Source organism: Ruegeria sp. BHSB056 (assembly GCF_059613305.1).
On the sequence record NZ_JBXWSG010000088.1, the window covers coordinates 1 to 15,476 of the forward strand.

At 54.4% G+C, this 15,476-nt stretch carries 13 protein-coding genes; 3 read left to right on the forward strand and 10 right to left on the reverse strand.

Annotated elements, in window-relative coordinates; genetic code table 11:
- The 4 genes from AC2FND_RS16715 to AC2FND_RS16730 all read right to left on the reverse strand — a co-directional run.
- Positions 1-745, reverse strand: a 745-nt coding sequence (locus AC2FND_RS16715) for an IclR family transcriptional regulator (RefSeq protein ID WP_496770973.1), incomplete at its 3' end; no start/stop codon positions are given.
- An 11-nt stretch (positions 746-756) separates the two neighbouring features.
- Positions 757-2,115, reverse strand: a complete 1,359-nt coding sequence (locus AC2FND_RS16720) for a TRAP transporter large permease (RefSeq protein ID WP_480507990.1) — start codon at positions 2,113-2,115, stop codon at positions 757-759.
- On the reverse strand, positions 2,115-2,780 hold the full coding sequence (locus tag AC2FND_RS16725) for a TRAP transporter small permease (RefSeq protein ID WP_480507992.1): 666 nt from the start codon (positions 2,778-2,780) through the stop codon (positions 2,115-2,117). Before AC2FND_RS16725 ends, AC2FND_RS16720 begins: the two co-directional genes overlap by 1 nt.
- Before the next feature lie 63 nt (positions 2,781-2,843).
- Entirely contained in the window at positions 2,844-4,082 is a 1,239-nt protein-coding gene (locus AC2FND_RS16730) for a TRAP transporter substrate-binding protein (RefSeq protein ID WP_496770975.1), read from the reverse strand.
- A 109-nt stretch (positions 4,083-4,191) separates the two neighbouring features.
- Between AC2FND_RS16730 and AC2FND_RS16735 the strand changes: the two genes are divergently transcribed.
- Complete coding sequence (locus AC2FND_RS16735) at positions 4,192-5,787, forward strand: GMC family oxidoreductase (protein ID WP_480507996.1); 1,596 nt, start codon at positions 4,192-4,194, stop codon at positions 5,785-5,787.
- 239 nt (positions 5,788-6,026) lie between these two features.
- Here AC2FND_RS16735 and AC2FND_RS16740 read toward each other — a convergent pair whose 3' ends face one another.
- The 6 genes from AC2FND_RS16740 to AC2FND_RS16765 form a co-directional block, all read right to left on the reverse strand.
- Complete coding sequence (locus AC2FND_RS16740; protein WP_496770976.1) at positions 6,027-6,650, reverse strand: class I SAM-dependent methyltransferase; 624 nt, start codon at positions 6,648-6,650, stop codon at positions 6,027-6,029.
- A 9-nt stretch (positions 6,651-6,659) separates the two neighbouring features.
- Positions 6,660-7,406: a CDP-diacylglycerol--serine O-phosphatidyltransferase gene (gene pssA / locus AC2FND_RS16745; protein WP_209599470.1), complete on the reverse strand. Its 747-nt coding sequence runs from the start codon at positions 7,404-7,406 to the stop codon at positions 6,660-6,662.
- 12 nt (positions 7,407-7,418) lie between these two features.
- Complete coding sequence (locus tag AC2FND_RS16750) at positions 7,419-8,093, reverse strand: phosphatidylserine decarboxylase (RefSeq protein WP_496770978.1); 675 nt, start codon at positions 8,091-8,093, stop codon at positions 7,419-7,421.
- Between the two features lie 236 nt (positions 8,094-8,329).
- Positions 8,330-9,508, reverse strand: a complete 1,179-nt coding sequence (locus AC2FND_RS16755) for an acyl-CoA dehydrogenase family protein (RefSeq protein WP_496770980.1) — start codon at positions 9,506-9,508, stop codon at positions 8,330-8,332.
- Between the two features lie 194 nt (positions 9,509-9,702).
- On the reverse strand, positions 9,703-10,722 hold the full coding sequence (locus AC2FND_RS16760; RefSeq protein WP_496770981.1) for an AraC family transcriptional regulator: 1,020 nt from the start codon (positions 10,720-10,722) through the stop codon (positions 9,703-9,705).
- Positions 10,723-10,864: 142 nt separating this feature from the next.
- Positions 10,865-11,626, reverse strand: coding sequence for a DeoR/GlpR family DNA-binding transcription regulator (locus AC2FND_RS16765; RefSeq protein WP_496770983.1), 762 nt, complete (start codon positions 11,624-11,626; stop codon positions 10,865-10,867).
- A gap of 147 nt (positions 11,627-11,773) precedes the next feature.
- On the opposite strand from AC2FND_RS16765, the gene AC2FND_RS16770 reads away from it, so the two are divergent.
- Together AC2FND_RS16770 and AC2FND_RS16775 are read left to right on the forward strand one after the other, a co-directional pair.
- Complete coding sequence (locus AC2FND_RS16770; RefSeq protein WP_496770984.1) at positions 11,774-14,197, forward strand: GcvT family protein; 2,424 nt, start codon at positions 11,774-11,776, stop codon at positions 14,195-14,197.
- Positions 14,198-14,212: 15 nt separating this feature from the next.
- Positions 14,213-15,145, forward strand: a complete 933-nt coding sequence (locus AC2FND_RS16775; RefSeq protein ID WP_496770986.1) for a choline/ethanolamine kinase family protein — start codon at positions 14,213-14,215, stop codon at positions 15,143-15,145.
- The last annotated feature ends 331 nt before the right edge of the window (positions 15,146-15,476 follow it).

Below are 15,476 nucleotides of genomic sequence, written 5' to 3' on the forward strand. Positions count from 1 at the left end.
CTTTTTGCAGGATGCCCAAGAATGACATCAGACTGTTGATGTCATGACGTTGTGTGGGCGCGTGAACCGAAAGCGTGCCCAACAATCGACCTTGCCCATCCTGAACGGGTACCGCTAAGGCAGTCATACCAGTCATGAATTCTTCGTCATCGGTGGAGTACATTTTCTCAGAAATACGTTTGATCTCCGCTCGCAATGCCTTGGGGTCAGTTATCGAACGTTCGGTTTTTGGTTGCAGATGTCCTGCGGAAAGAAACCCATCCAGCTTTTTTTGCCGCAGTGTGGACAAGTACATCTTGCCGCTGGCCGTGCAATGGAAGGGCACCTGAGTCCCGACCGGAAGTTGAATTCGCAAGGGCCATTTGGTTTCCACCCGATCAAGGTAGATCATACCCTCGCGGTCTGGAATGGCGAGATTACATGTCTCGCCAACAGTTTCTGCCACACTGCGCAAGATTGCCAGTCGCGCAGTGCGCAAATGCTCAGACGACATCGTGTTGACCGAAAGCAGTCGCAGCCGGTGCCCCGGGCCATATGATCTGCCATCGAGGTCTCGCTGCAGAAACCCTTCGGCTTCTGCGGTTTGCAGCAGGCGGTGAATTGTTGGCTTGGCAAGACCCAACGCCTCAATCAGATCCGAAGGTTTGACGGAAACGCCACGCCGCGCCACCTCCTCGAGGATCAGAAGGAGGCGCAGGTTGGTCGGTATTTGAGTTTCTTTGTCTTGTGTTTCCGTCTCGGCCATCCTGCAACAGTCTAGCTATTTGGCAGCAGTATCAAGGCCAGATCGGGCACAAGCGACACTAATAACCAAACCGTTAGAAGCGCCACCAGATAGGGCACCGTGTACCGAAGCAACCGGAAATAGGGTACACCTGTTACTCCCGAGGCCACATAGAGGTTCAGCCCATAAGGTGGCGTGATGAACCCAATGGACGCCCCTACAAGGAAGATCACCGAGAAATGGATTGGATCAATTCCAACCGAAGCCGCGATTGGCGCAAGAATCGGGGCAAGAATTATAGTTACAGGCAGGCTTTCCAAAACCATTCCAGAGAAGAAAACGATCACCATCGATGTGAACAACACTGCGTAGTACCCGCCCATCGAGGTTACGAAATCTCCAATGGTTTGCTGCGCGCCAAGCAGTGACAGGATCTGCTGCATCACCACCGAAATTGCAATCAGCGGTGCAAGTATTCCGGTGATCTGGGCCGAGCGGATAACGATCGACGGGATCTCGGGGATGGTGAACCCTTCGACTACAAACATCTCGGCAAATGTTTTTTCTGTCGGCAAAACCTCATTCCGAGCCCCCATTAGGCGATTTATCGGATAGCTGAGCAAACCCGCGATCACGCAAAATCCTACAGTCACACCAGCTGCTTCGGTGGGGGAAAACTTGCCCGTGTAGATACCCCAAAGGACCAGACCGATGGCAAAGAAACCGAGCCACGCACCAAATGCTGTTTTAAGAACGCGATTCAGTTGCAGGGGTATCAGATGACCCCAGCCATTGATGCGGCAAATGATCCAACAGGCAAACTGCATTCCAATCACCATGAGCGCACCGGGTAGAATACCCGCCACAAACAACTCGGAAATAGGAAGGTTCATCAAGAAGCCATAGACGATGAAGATAATGGACGGCGGGATAATGATCCCTACAGTACCCCCTGCCGCAGCGGTCGCCGCACTGAAGCGCTCGTCATAACCACCTTTGACCATCTCGGGGTGAAGCATCGACCCGATGGTCGCTGTCGTTGCCGAGTTTGAACCAGAGATTGCGGCGAATAGCCCACAAGCGCCCAGAGACGCCATGGCCAATCCTCCGCGTATCCATCCCAAACAGGCATAGGCGAAATCGCTGAGCCTTCGAGCGATGCCGGACTTGTTGATCAGGTCTCCGGTCAGGATAAACAACGGCATTGCCAACAGTGCAAAACCCTTGTTGAAAACATTCAGCAATTCGGCGCCCATGTTGTCCAGCGTCAAACCAAGGACGAACGAACAACCGATTACCCAATATCCGATGACCAAGAATACCGGCACGCCCAGCATGAATAAAAAAGTGACCCCAAGAGAGATCAGTGTAACCAAAGTTCCATCTGCCATTAGTCTGCTCCGATCACGGCCTGCTTGATCAGCGGCTCACCCGTTTTCCAGTTGTGCAGATCATCGGCAAGGTTCTGAAACACGCGTCCAACCATCAGAATGAACGACAATGGCGCGGCCAGAAGGAACCACCACTGCATGATATTGTCAGTACCCAATACGATCTGGAAATTGGACGCCGAAAGCGAGACCAGTCGCGTCGTCGTCACGATGACAATCACCGCAAAAATGAACCAGAGCACGGCATCGAGGATCAGACAGGCTAGTTGCCCGCCTCGGGGCATGGCAGCACGGAATTCACTGAAACTCAGATGCGTGCGCAGGCGGACATTGTAGGTTGCGCCAAACCACGCCATCACCATGAACAGCAGAGGGGGGATTGTGGTGGACCACGGTTCTTGGTCGTTGAAAACGAACCGATCAATCACGCCCCAGAAAATGATCAAGGCAATCGCAAGATAGGAATACACCATCACCGAACGTTCCAGATGGCGTTCAACAAAGGGCGCAGCCCGATAAGTCAGCATGATCAAGAACCCGCCAATTGCCGAGACTGCCGCGCCCAACCCCCAAGTGGCGTCGGATTCGAGTGCAGATTGAATCTCGAACGAATCCTGGCTGAGAAAGGCGCTGAATATCGCGCCGATGTCTGCCCAAAACGACATGTACCCCGTCCTCCCAGTTGGTGTGTATTAGAACCGGCCCGCTTGGGGTCGGTTCGTCTTTTTTCAGGCTTCGCCTTTCCACCAACGGCGTGGTTCGACGTTTTCCGGCAGGGTGTCAGCCGGTATCTCGCGCGCGATGTCATAGATTTCCTGATAGGTATCGATGCCACCGGCCCATTTGTTCAGACGCTCGCGCCACTGCGCCCAAGGCTCGGGGTTGTAGTTTGGGGCGCACATCTCTTCGGCCAGTTTGATCTGATCATCTGGCAGGAAAGCCGGGCGTACTCCATTTTCGGCGAAGATAGTATTAGGCAGCTGCGGTTCCGAGAAACCGACAGTGTTCAGCAAAGCCGCTTCATTGGCACCTTGTATCAAAGCCTGGGTAAAGTAGGAGGACTCCATCACAGCATCCTGTAGCTCACCGCCTAGACTGTCGAACACCTTGGCCGACATTGAGGTATGCTCAGTACCACAGAAGAATTTCAGGTTGACTGACTGCGACACTACGGGTGCCATGTTGGCATATGCGACGGCCGACGCCCACGTTTCAGCCCCGTCGATTAGACCGGTTTTCAACGCATCCAGAGTTTCTTCCCATGCAACCGGTACCGGGTTCAGGTTCAGCAGCTGCATCGCAATGCGTCCCAGCTGTGTACCCGTCACACGGTTTTTCGTACCGAACAGCTGTTCCAGTTTGGTAACGGTCGGCTTATCGGCAAAGGTCGAACCCATTTGCAGGCCGCGCAATTCGCAGTGGGTAAACAGGAACTTCAGCCCATGACGTTTTTCAAGCGGGTCGCGCAGGATCCGCTGGCTCGCCGGGCTGTAGAAAAAGTGATACTGCGCTGCCCGGCTGGGGAACATGTAAGCATAGTCCAGAACGTTGAGATATGGCGCGCCACCTGCCGAGTTCTGAGTCGAGGCCGCGTAGATATCGACAATGCCCTGCTGGGTCTTTTCAACACAGCTCAGCTGCCCGCAGATCTGGTTGTCACCAATGAACTCAATCCGAATCTCACCGTCCGTGCGCTCTTCCAGATCCCGCGCAAACTCGATTGCGCCGGCGCGTTCGATCAGCAGATTACGTGTATTGAAGCCAGAAGCGCCAAACTTAAGCGTGTGCTTTGGCTCTTTTGAGAAGCGCTTTTCATAAGTTGATTCGGCCGCCTGCGCCAAATTAGCCAGGCTCATCGCGCCACCAAACCCACCTGCCGCCAGCAGTGTCGAACTCATGCCATAACGCCCGGCCACGCGAAAAAAATCGCGCCGGGAAATGCCACTTAGTTTCTTACCGATCTCCATTGCTTACCTCCCTAATCACAATTATTGAGACGTTTTGTATCAAAAAAGACTAGTATACTTCTCGCATCTTGCATAGAGTTTTTTTCAGTCGCGTCGGGAGGAGATAGTTATGGAAGTCGATTATGCGGTGGTCGGGGCAGGATCTTCGGGCTGTGTCATTGCCAACCGCTTGAGCGCTGATCCCAATACGACCGTCGCGTTGCTGGAAGCTGGCGGTCGCGACACCAACCCGTGGATTCACATTCCGGTGGGCTATTTCAAAACAATGCATAACCCGTCGGTTGACTGGTGCTATCGCACTGAACCTGATCCGGGGCTCAATGGGCGATCCATTGACTGGCCGCGAGGCAAGGTGCTAGGCGGCTCATCCTCGCTGAACGGACTGCTTTATGTCCGCGGCCAGAAAGAGGATTACGACCGCTGGCGGCAAATGGGCAATGAGGGATGGGGGTGGGACGATGTCTTGCCCCTGTTCAAACGTTGCGAAAATCAAGAACGCGGTGAAGATGAATTTCACGGCATTGGCGGGCCTTTATCTGTATCGAACATGCGCATTCAACGCCCCATCTGCGACGCCTGGGTAGCCGCAGCACAGGCCGAAGGCTACCCGTTCAACCCCGACTATAATGGCGCAGAACAAGAAGGCGTGGGATATTTCCAATTGACCACCCAAAACGGCCGTCGCTGCAGCGCGGCTGTGGCTTATCTTAAACCCATTCGAAACCGTCAGAATCTGAACATCATCACCAACGCATTGGTGACACGCGTGGTTTTGGACGGGAAAAAGGCGACCGGGCTGGTTTACCGGGACAGGTCGGGGGTCGAGCAAATTCTGACGGTTCGGCGCGAAATTATTCTGTCTGGTGGCGCGATCAATTCGCCCCAGATCCTGATGTTGTCAGGGATCGGAGACCCGGACCACCTCAAAGAAAACGGAATCGAACCGCTTCACGCCCTGTCCGGCGTCGGTAAGGGATTGCAGGATCACTTGCAGGCAAGATTGGTATTCAAATGCAATGAACCAACACTGAATGATGAAGTCCGCAGCCTGTTCAATCAGGCACGCATTGCATTGAAATATGCTCTGTTCCGTTCCGGGCCTATGACCATGGCAGCCAGCCTTGCCACCGGCTTTATGAGAACGCGCCCGGATGTTGAGACACCCGACATACAGTTTCATGTCCAACCCTGGTCCGCAGATAGCCCGGGCGAGGGCGTACATCCGTTCTCGGCCTTTACAATGTCGGTCTGCCAGTTGCGACCGGAAAGCAGGGGGGAATTACGCTTGAACGGCCCTGATCCCTCAAGACATATCAAGATCATCCCGAACTACCTGTCCACAGAAACAGACTGCAGGACTATCGTCGACGGCGTGAATATCGCGCGGCGCATTGCCAAGCGGAACCCTTTGGCCTCAAAAATATCGGAAGAGTTTCGACCGACGGCAGACCTGAAACCTGACGATTTTGAAGGAACACTTGATTGGGCCAGATCTAATTCCACATCAATCTATCACCCAACCGGCACTTGCGCGATGGGCAGCAATGACATGTCAGTTGTCGATGCAAAACTAAATGTACATGGAATTATGAATTTACGGGTAGCTGATTGTTCCATTATGCCGGAAATCGTCAGTGGCAACACAAATGCGCCCGCGATTATGATAGGTGAAAAGGCAAGTAACTTGATAATTACAGACACCTGACAGGCCTTCGATCTTGCGTGCATACCATGCAGAAAGCAACACTCATGTAACTGACGGGTCAATGCGTCAGTCGCGCAAGCAATACCTGTTCTTTGACTATTTAAGCACGCCCTAGATTGCGCCTGCTGTCAGCCGACTAACTCTTGATCGTAGGCCTCTCACTGAATGTTTGCCAATTGGGTGGAATTGTGGTTGCTCAGCTCGCTGTTTGTGGCGCACTGGGCGCACTTGCAAATCCACTATGCAATCTCAGATTTCCTCAAGACCAGAAAGGTCATCATCCCCAACGGTGGCAGAGTTCTTTGCTCTCCGACGGTCAGCACGCCCTCTTGCAACACTGTGTCGATTTCGAAATCCGAATGCCAGCCGATTGTGTTGGCCAGCGGAGCAAAAACCCGTTCCAGCGAGGAAAGCAGCCCCCGCTTTCGTTGGAAGTGGTTGGTAATTACCACTCTACCGCCTGGTTTGCAGACCCTCGCAATTTCCGACATGACCCTTTCCGGTTCCGGAACCACCGACAGCACATGCATCGCCGCAATCGTATCGAAATGGTTGTCTGGAAAGTCGAGCGTACGGGCATCCATTTGCCGCAGCTCGACGACATGGTTCAGCGAAAGATCGCTTACCTTGTTGCGCGCCTTTTGCAGCATGTCTTCGCTGAAATCGATCCCTGTCACCTGCATCTCGGGCTTATAGTGTTCCAGAGACAGACCGGTGCCCACACCGACCTCCAGTACTTTGCCCGGGAATCTATTGATATAGTCAACCGCTTGCTGCCGCCCGCCACTGGTGACGGCCCCAAAAGTCTTGTCATAGACGGGCGCCCATCGAGCGTACGAAGTTTGAACGGCTTTGATGTCCATTTTGAGTCCTTAACGATTAGAATGTACTTCCTTGTCGAACCACGCCCAGGCAACCATGCCCACATACGCGAAACAAAGTAAGATCAGCGTGACCCACGGAAATGTCAGCATCGCCGCGCCAACAACAGCGACCCCAATTAGAAAGAACTTTGCGTTCTCGCGTGAGATCCGCGTCGTCTTGAAAGACCAGGTCTGTATCCGGCTGATGAGCAGAAGACCGATGACCACCATGTAAAGACAAATCAATATGCCGGGCAGCAAAGGGGCGTCTGCAAAGGCAAAGGACAGATACATTGGTAACATGACCAGCACCGCCCCCGCAGGGGCAGGGACACCCTCAAAAAATGCACTGTTCTGATCGCAGGTTTCGGATTTGCTACCCACATTGAAACGGGCAAGACGCATGACGCAGCATGACGCAAAAAACAGGACAGCAAGCCAAGCCGCGCTTCGAATATCCTGCAGGGCCCAAAAATAGAGAACGAGCGGTGGGGCTACTCCAAAATTCAAAAAATCCGCGAGTGAATCAAGTTCTGCTCCGATTTTGCTGTCACTGCTGAGCAGGCGGGCGATACGGCCGTCCAATCCATCCAGCACACAGGCGGCAATGATGAGCTGCACTGCTAGCACGTAGTTGCCCTGTACGCCAAATCTGATCGCGGACATGCCCGCACATATAGCTGTAATGGTTAGCGCGTTGGGCAACAAATTGATTAGCGCAAATCCGGTCTCGTCCTGTTCAGAAGGTTCTGCCACTGTTCCAGCTACCTACGTTTCTTCAGATGAATTTAGTTTGGCGAGAATGGTCTCTCCAGCAATCATCGTCTGCCCAACACGCACTTGTGGGTCCACGCCTTCAGGAAGATAAACATCCAGCCGAGACCCGAAGCGGATCAAACCAAATCGTTCTCCGGTTTGCATCGCATCACCAGATTTCGTAAAGCAAACGATCCGTCTGGCCACAAGGCCGGCAATCTGGACGACAGCCAGATCCTGACCGTTCGTCATGCGAATTCGCAGACTGTTGCGCTCGTTATCGGCACTGGCCTTGTCCAAGGATGCATTGAAGAACTTTCCGGGGCGGTAGGCAACTGTAGTAATCTCACCTTCAATGGGAATCCGGTTCACGTGACAGTTGAAAACACTCATGAACACGCTGACACGGGTGAGAGGTGTGTGCGGCATCCCAAGTTCAGGTGGCGGTACGGCCGCTTCGATCAGCGAAACCACACCGTCCGCCGGGCTGACGATCAGCCCGTCTTCTAACGGAGGCACGCGTTCCGGGTCGCGAAAGAAATAGTAGCACCAGATCGTGAGGCCAACGCCAATCCAACCAAGAGTATCGGATAACAGATACAGTCCGACTGTTATTGCAGCAAAGATTGCGACAAACCGAACACCTTCTGGATGCATCGGCTTGATGAACGTATCGCGCATGCGCATCGCAAATCTTCCCTTGGGTCAATTGACGCCACTTAAATAGGCGGAATGGTGAGGAACGCAAGCGGGAACAATTCTGACGGCGTCAATCTGTTACCCTGCCCCCCTTGGAAGCTGCGTTTTGCGCCAAGGTCTGCATTATTTGATAACAGGCCGCATGTTTGCGGCCTGTCTTTCAGTTATACCGATCTCCGAGGGTATTTTCAGATCGGTTCCGCTTCTCCGGCAGGTTGGAATGTTCAGCCGTTCTCACCGAATCCTTTTGGTACTGGCAGATCAGGCAAGGCAGCAGCACGTTTCTGCAAGGCCCGTCCGATAACCACGCGGCTGATTTCCGTCGTCCCGTCCACGATCCGCAGCATTTGTGCAAGACGGGACAAACGATCCAAACCATAAGGCTGCAACAGCCCCATGCCGCCCAACACTTGCGTGCAGGTGTTCGCAGCCTTCACTGCAGCATCCGGCACAAACCGTTTGGCATGAGCGGCCATCAGGGGGCCCTCAGACGTGCCAAGCGCCTCTGCTGCCTTTCGGTAGAGAAGCTTGGAGGCTTCAAGATCGGTCGCAACCTCGCCCAGCATCCACTGGATTCCGTCCAGATCGAGGTTCTTGCCACCAAACATCTTGCGGTTCTTGGAATAAGACAGCGCCGTATCCAAGGCAGCTTGAATCAATCCGCAGCATCCTGACGCAATCGAAACGCGGGCGATATCGATCGCCATGAGTGATCCTTGCAGACCTTGGCCAACGGGCAGGATGATGTTGTCTTCGCTAACCACGACTTTGTCCATGTACATCTCGGCCAGAGGCAGGAAGTTGTAGGACGGGGTGTCGTACAACGGACCAAAGCTGAGGCCCGGAGTGTCAGCGGGAATGGCGATCATCGCCATATCCTTGTGGCCGGGTGCGTCACTGGTTTTGACCACGGTGAAATAGATATCAGCCTCGGTCGCCAGGCTGACCCATGCCTTCGCGCCGCTGATCGTCCAAGTGCCGTCACCATTGATGGTGGCGCGGCTGTACATGTTCATCGGGTCAGAGCCGGATTGCGGTTCGGTCAGCGCAAAGTTCGCCAGTTTGCGGCCCGACGTCAGATCCCGCGCCCATTTTTCCTTGAAGGCATCGGTGCCATAGCCGCAGCCCGCGAAGGTACAGATGTTATGCATCGACAAGGCAAAGGCATAGGCACCATCGCCCAGTCCCAGTTGCTCGTAGACCTGAATGCCTTCTGAAAGTGGCAAGCCCTGGCCGCCAAATTCTTCAGGGGCGTATAGCCCCGTCAGGCCAGCGGCCCCGGCCTTGTCCGAAGCATCGCGCGGCCATGTCTTCGTGGCGTTCCAGGCGTCGACATTGGGCAGGATGACCTGCTCGGCGTGGTCGCGTGCGGCTTGGAGTATGGTGGCGAGTTTGTCTGACATTGGTCGGTCCTTTTGTGAACGGCTCTTCTCACATGACGCCACACTCCAGCTCCTGCTGAGCAGGTAGCGGGTCATGCTTCATGAGGGAAATCCGGTGCGGTCGCGTTGTATTTCGAAAGAATTAGCCGGAAAAAAAATTTTGCTCTATCTCGCGTGGTGACAGGGTATTGTCCAAAAGTGACAAAAAACGCGCCTCAGATGTTCGCCTTGCGGTACGAACTGGGGGTGCTGCCGGTCCAGCGTTGAAATGCCCGGTGAAAATTGGCAGCCGAAGAAAAACCGACATCATGTGCGATGGCCTCAACGCTTTTGCGCCCCGCCTGCAGATCACGAATCGCGATGTCCCGGCGCAGGGCATCCTTTATGGCCTGAAACGACGTCCCATCCGCATGCAACCTGCGGATCAGGGTGCGCGGGGTCATGTGCATTGCGGATGCTGTCTGGGTCAGGGTGGCAGCCTCCCATCCCGTTTGGCCCAGATATGTGCGTACCCGCAGCGATTGGGTGTGCTCCCGCGAAGAGGTGAAGATCCAGTCTCGCGGCGCGTTTTGCAAAAACCGATCAAGATCAGAGGCACTGCGCGCCTGCACGGGACCCAGTGCATTCGGATCGAACGAGATCGCGGTGGCGGGTTGTACGAACCGGATCGGTGCCGGAAAGATGATCGCGTAATCCTGATCAAAGTTCGGGCGGTCAAACGCGAAATCGACGCCCCTGACCGGAACCTCGTGCCCTGCCAGCCAGGACATGAGCCCGTGGGCAAGTTTGAGGATCAGCATATGCCCAAACCGCTGTACGTATGCCGTGCCTTGTGGTTTCAGGGTTAGCACCAATGCGCCTTCGAGATCATCCAGACCGAACTGATAGTCATCCAGCAGCAGGTTCCAGAAGGTCGAAAACCGGTAGAGTGCTGATGCAAGAGACGTTGCCTCTCTGACAGTCGTCAAAAGATGTTGCAGAGCCCTTGGCCGGACGGGTCTGCTCCAAAGCCCCATCATCTCATCACCGGTCTCAACTGCGGCAAGTTGATAGAGACACACGATCTGATCCAGCGTCACGCGACCATTAGGCGAGCGCGTATCCGCGTTCAGACCGGACCGGCTAAGCAGCGACGCCATCTGCGCCTCTGGGCAAAGGACACGCAGCGCCGCCAGCCAATCATCGACAAACTGGCTGGAAACCGTGGAAAGGATCGTTGGAGTGACATTGGTCATAACAGTTTTGTCACGTTAACTCGCAATGCAACAGCAACCCATCAATTTCCCGCGAATTCGGATTGGAACGAATGTACAGCCATACCCCATGCGCAACGCCTGATACGTAAAGCTGGCTGGTGTCAAAGGACGCATTAGAGTTTCAGTGGGAAGCTAACACGACCTTTGCCTGACCAATGACATCTTTGAATTTTGAGGCAGGCGCCTGATCGGTTATCAATAAATCGCTTCCCAATAGTTCCGGTAGACGCAAGGCTGGATTGGCGCCCGGCGCGTGAAACTTTGTTGAATCAACAGCCATGAAACAGCGTTCGCTAATCGTCTTCATCGCAACAGCCATATCCACTTCGCACTGTTCAAAAACCATAAATCCCCTCTTTGGATTGACGAGTGATGCCGACAGGATGGAAAAATCGACGGACATTTTGCCGATAACGTCAAATGCAGCGCGGTCAAATGCAGCCCCATCGTGGTTTCGTAACTGGGTTCCTGCCATAAAAACTCGGTTTCCGTTTTCCATGGCCAACGTGGCTGCGATGAAGGCAGAGTTCGTCACAACCGTAAGGTTCTTCCGAGCCCGCAACACCTGAGCGACGAAACCCGATGTCGAACCGGTATCGATGGCGATAGAAGCATCGTCGGGAATCAGATCCAGGACTGCATTTGCGATCGCAACTTTCGCGGCACGGTTTGTTGCCATGCGCGCGAAGAACGGCGGGTCCAGAACCTTTTGGATACTCACCAAAGCGCCGTGTGCTTTTTCAATTTTGCCTTCGTCAACCAGTGGCTTCACGATTCGGCGAATGGTCTGATCTGATACGTTCAGACACTGCGCCAATTCCATGACCGAGATCCGCCCATGGAGATTGACCGCGTTGAGGATATCTTTTTCGTACTTGGACATACAGGTTCGGGAATGTTGGATTTTAAGACGATAATAGGCCCGGATCGCTTTCACAACCAACAAAAATCAATAACGTGAGAACATTTTTGTTGATATTTGTTGATTTTTACACTGATCTGGCTCCGACACCTTGCACAGGAGCAAACAATGACGACCCACTCGGCAAAGCATCTGATTATTGGTGGCGGCATCATCGGCTGTTCGATTGCTTATCATCTTGCTCAGTCTGGCGAAAAAGATGTTGTGCTGCTGGAAAAGGCGTCTTTGACAGAGGGGGCCACTTGGCACGCCGCCGGTCTGGTTGGGCAATTGCGGTCTTCGCGCAATACCACCCGCATGTTGAAGCGTTCGGTTGCGCTCTACGACCGGCTGGCCTCGGAAACCGGCATGGAATTCGATTGGAAGAAGGTTGGCAGTCTGCGATTGGCTGCAACTAAAGAACGATTACTGGAAGCGAAACGCCTGGCCACAATGGCGCGCAGTTTCGATCTGGAAATGGAGATTATCTCTCCGGCAGAAGCAAAAGAGCTGTTTCCATACATTGACGCTGAAGGGCTGGAAGGGGCCGCCTTTATTCCTACAGATGGGCATGTTGATCCAGCCGGTCTGTGTCAGGCCATTGCCGCTGGAGCACGCCTTCACGGTGCGCAGATCCGTCAGGGCGTGAAGGTCGAGGATTTTGAAATAACCAACGGGCGCATCAGCCGGGTGATGGCAACCGATGGCGATTACGAGGCGCAAACCGTGGTGCTGGCATCGGGCATGTGGAGCCGTGAGCTTGCAGCTAAACTGGGCGTTGTGGTGCCTGCCTGCGCGGTCGAGCACCAGTATATCGTGACTGAACCATTGCCGGATCAGGACCTCGTCAAAACCTTGCCGACCCTGCGCGACCCCGAAAGACTGGTCTATTATAAGCCCGATGCCGGGGGGCGGTTGGTGATCGGCGGATATGAAGACGACACGTTGCCATTTGGTGAACGGGGCATTCCGGGTGAGTTTGTCCGCCAATTGCTGCCGGACAATCTCGATCGGTTTGCCCCGCTTGCGGAGCTTGCCGGGGCAGTAACACCGATTGTCAACGAGGTGGGTATCCGGCGGGTGATTAACGGCCCGATTCCTTATTCAGCTGACGGCGATTTTGTCATGGGCTGGGCCCCGGAACTGAAGAACCTGATGCTGTCAACCGGGTTCCTGTATGGGATTGCCGCTGGTGGCGGTGCTGGTGAAATGATTGCTGAATGGATCCTTGAAGGTCGGCCAAGCCTTGATCTCTGGCCGCTGGACGTGCGCAGATTCAGCCCGCATCACGCGACCCGGGCCTTTATGTATCCGCGCGCCGTCGAGCATTACGCGCATCACTACAAAATGCGGTATCCTGGTCAGGAGGCCGAAACAGCCCGCAACTTGCGCCTATCGCCGCTGCACGCCCGGCTGAAAGAACACGGTGCTGTTTACGGGTCGAAAAACGGCTGGGAACGACCCTTATGGTTTGCCCCTGCGGACGTCGCACCCGTGGATCAGCTCGATTTCCTCAATCCCGGCTGGCACGAATATGCAGGCCGCGAGCACCGCGCCACTCGTGAAAACGTGGTGCTGATTGATCAATCTAGTTTCTCAAAGTTCGATTTGATCGGCCCCGGGGCTTTGGACGCAATCCAACGTCTGGCGGTCTCCAACATGGATAAACCGATTGGAAGCGTGATCTACACACAGCTTTGCAATGAAAATGGTGGCATCGAAGCAGATATTACGGTGACCCGCCTAGGGCGGGACCGTTTCTATGTTGTGACAGGTTCCGGGTTTGGTGTGCACGACGCCGACTGGATCAAGCGCCATCTGCCTGACGACGGATCGGTGCATCTGATCGAGATGACCTCGGCGCGGGCAGTGATCAATATTTGTGGCCCGAAAGCGCGTGAGGTGCTGGCCGCCGTCAGCGAAGAGGATGTTTCGAACACGACCTTCCCCTTTGCAACCGCACGGGAAATCACCATCGGGGCCGCAAAACTCCTTGCCGCCCGGATCGGATATGTGGGCGAGCTAGGCTGGGAGCTTCATATCCCCACAGAGTTTGCCCTACATGTCTACGACTTGATTTGGCAGGCCGGCCAGCCCCACGGTATTTGTGACATCGGTTACCGGGCGATCGAGTCTCTGCGCCTGGAGAAGGGTTATCTCTATTGGAGCGCCGATATCACGCCGGACTATTCCCCGATTGAGGCGGGATTAGGCCAGCGCGTTCATTTGAGATCCAAAGATGAGTTCATTGGCCGTGCGGTTTTGGAGGAGCAGAAAGCCAACGGCGCGTCTCAGAAATTGTGCACCTTTGTGACCGACGAAAAATTGCCCATGACCGGAGGCGAAACCATCCTCCACAATGGCGAAACCGTCTCACGGGCCAGCAGCGGCGGATATGGGCACTTCACAGGACAAACAATCATCTACGGGTATCTGCCCAAGAAGATGTGGGAGCAGACGGAGTTTGAACTAGAACTCTTCGGAGATCGCTGCCCGATCCGCCGCGTTGACGGGCCGGTTTATGATCCGGAAAATGAAAAATTGAAAGCCTGATCGGAGGGGGGCGTGATGGACACTGACAATATCGAGCGCGTGTTGAAAGAACTCCGCAATTTGGACGGATTCGAGGCTATCTCGGCGCAGAGAAGCGACGTGCAGCGTCTGGGTGGCTTGACCAATCTGGTTTACCGCGTGAAATCTGGCGAGCGGGCTGTGATCGTGCGGATCCCCGGCGATGGCACCGAAGATTATATCGACCGCGCGGTTGAAATCCATAACGCCAGGGTCGCAGCCGATGCTGGCATTGGCCCCGCGGTACTGTGGGCAGATGCCGAAACCGGGGTAATGATCAGCGAATGCATTGAAAACATCGTCACCATGACACCCGAGCATTTTGCGACACGTGAGGGCGCCGCGGGGCGCGCTGGTCTTGCCCTGCGGCAATTGCATGATGCCCCGCGTCCGTTCAAGTTTCGTTTCGAATTGTTTTCGATGATCGATGAGTATCTGAAAATCCTTGCAACCAAAGATATCAATCTCCCCGATGGCTATACAGAAATTGTCGCCGAGGCCGCTCCGATCAAGCAACTTTTGCAGGACAGACCTGGCAATCTCGTGCCCAGCCATTGCGATCCGCTTTGCGAAAATTTTCTTGATGATGGCAACCGAATGTGGATCGTCGACTTTGAGTATTCCGGCATGAACGACGCCCTTTGGGACCTTGGCGACCTGTCGGTTGAAGCAGGGCTGACCGAGACGCAGGAGATCGAGATGCTGACTGTGTATTTCGGCGCAACTCCAACAGCGGCGCAGATCGGGCGGATGGTTATCTACAAAGCTATGTGTGATCTCTTGTGGACCCTCTGGGGTCTTATCCAACACGCCGACGGCAATCCGGCTGAGGACTTCTGGGCATATGCAACGGGTCGGTTCGACAGATGCAAAGCGCTGATGTTTTCACCGGAATTCCCCAAACATGCCCAAGCAATTGCAAACGAATAGCGGACAAAAAATCTCCAACCCACATTCTTGTTGAAAGCCGGTCAATCTAGTTTGACAACATAGTGAAATGACGCGCGCTCATAGCTGCAAAGCCCGCTTTGTAAAGCTCGCGTTCATTTGACTGGTGTGAAGCATACTTAATTTTGGGCTCGCTGCCGACCTCGGAGCAGATAAAGTCTCTGTCTAAGCGCGACCATCACATGAATTCGGCGAGGGTGGCCTTTACCCGACATTGCGCAAGGTATCGAAATGCCCCCGCATTGTCCCGTATTGCTCTGCTACCCAATTGTGGAGTGCCCCGAGCTAGGTTTTTCAGCAGTTTCACGATGAC

Bases quoted from the DNA above. Each gene is read 5' to 3' on its own strand.
- AC2FND_RS16755 (WP_496770980.1), bottom strand. From the start codon at position 9,508: ATGTCAGACAAACTCGCCACCATACTCCAAGCCGCACGCGACCACGCC.
- AC2FND_RS16720 (WP_480507990.1), bottom strand. From the start codon at position 2,115: ATGGCAGATGGAACTTTGGTTACACTGATCTCTCTTGGGGTCACTTTT.
- AC2FND_RS16750 (WP_496770978.1), bottom strand. From the start codon at position 8,093: ATGCGCATGCGCGATACGTTCATCAAGCCGATGCATCCAGAAGGTGTT.
- AC2FND_RS16730 (WP_496770975.1), bottom strand. From the start codon at position 4,082: ATGGAGATCGGTAAGAAACTAAGTGGCATTTCCCGGCGCGATTTTTTT.
- AC2FND_RS16765 (WP_496770983.1), bottom strand. From the start codon at position 11,626: ATGTCCAAGTACGAAAAAGATATCCTCAACGCGGTCAATCTCCATGGG.
- AC2FND_RS16735 (WP_480507996.1), top strand. From the start codon at position 4,192: ATGGAAGTCGATTATGCGGTGGTCGGGGCAGGATCTTCGGGCTGTGTC.
- AC2FND_RS16725 (WP_480507992.1), bottom strand. From the start codon at position 2,780: ATGTCGTTTTGGGCAGACATCGGCGCGATATTCAGCGCCTTTCTCAGC.
- AC2FND_RS16760 (WP_496770981.1), bottom strand. From the start codon at position 10,722: ATGACCAATGTCACTCCAACGATCCTTTCCACGGTTTCCAGCCAGTTT.
- AC2FND_RS16770 (WP_496770984.1), top strand. From the start codon at position 11,774: ATGACGACCCACTCGGCAAAGCATCTGATTATTGGTGGCGGCATCATC.
- AC2FND_RS16775 (WP_496770986.1), top strand. From the start codon at position 14,213: ATGGACACTGACAATATCGAGCGCGTGTTGAAAGAACTCCGCAATTTG.
- AC2FND_RS16740 (WP_496770976.1), bottom strand. From the start codon at position 6,650: ATGGACATCAAAGCCGTTCAAACTTCGTACGCTCGATGGGCGCCCGTC.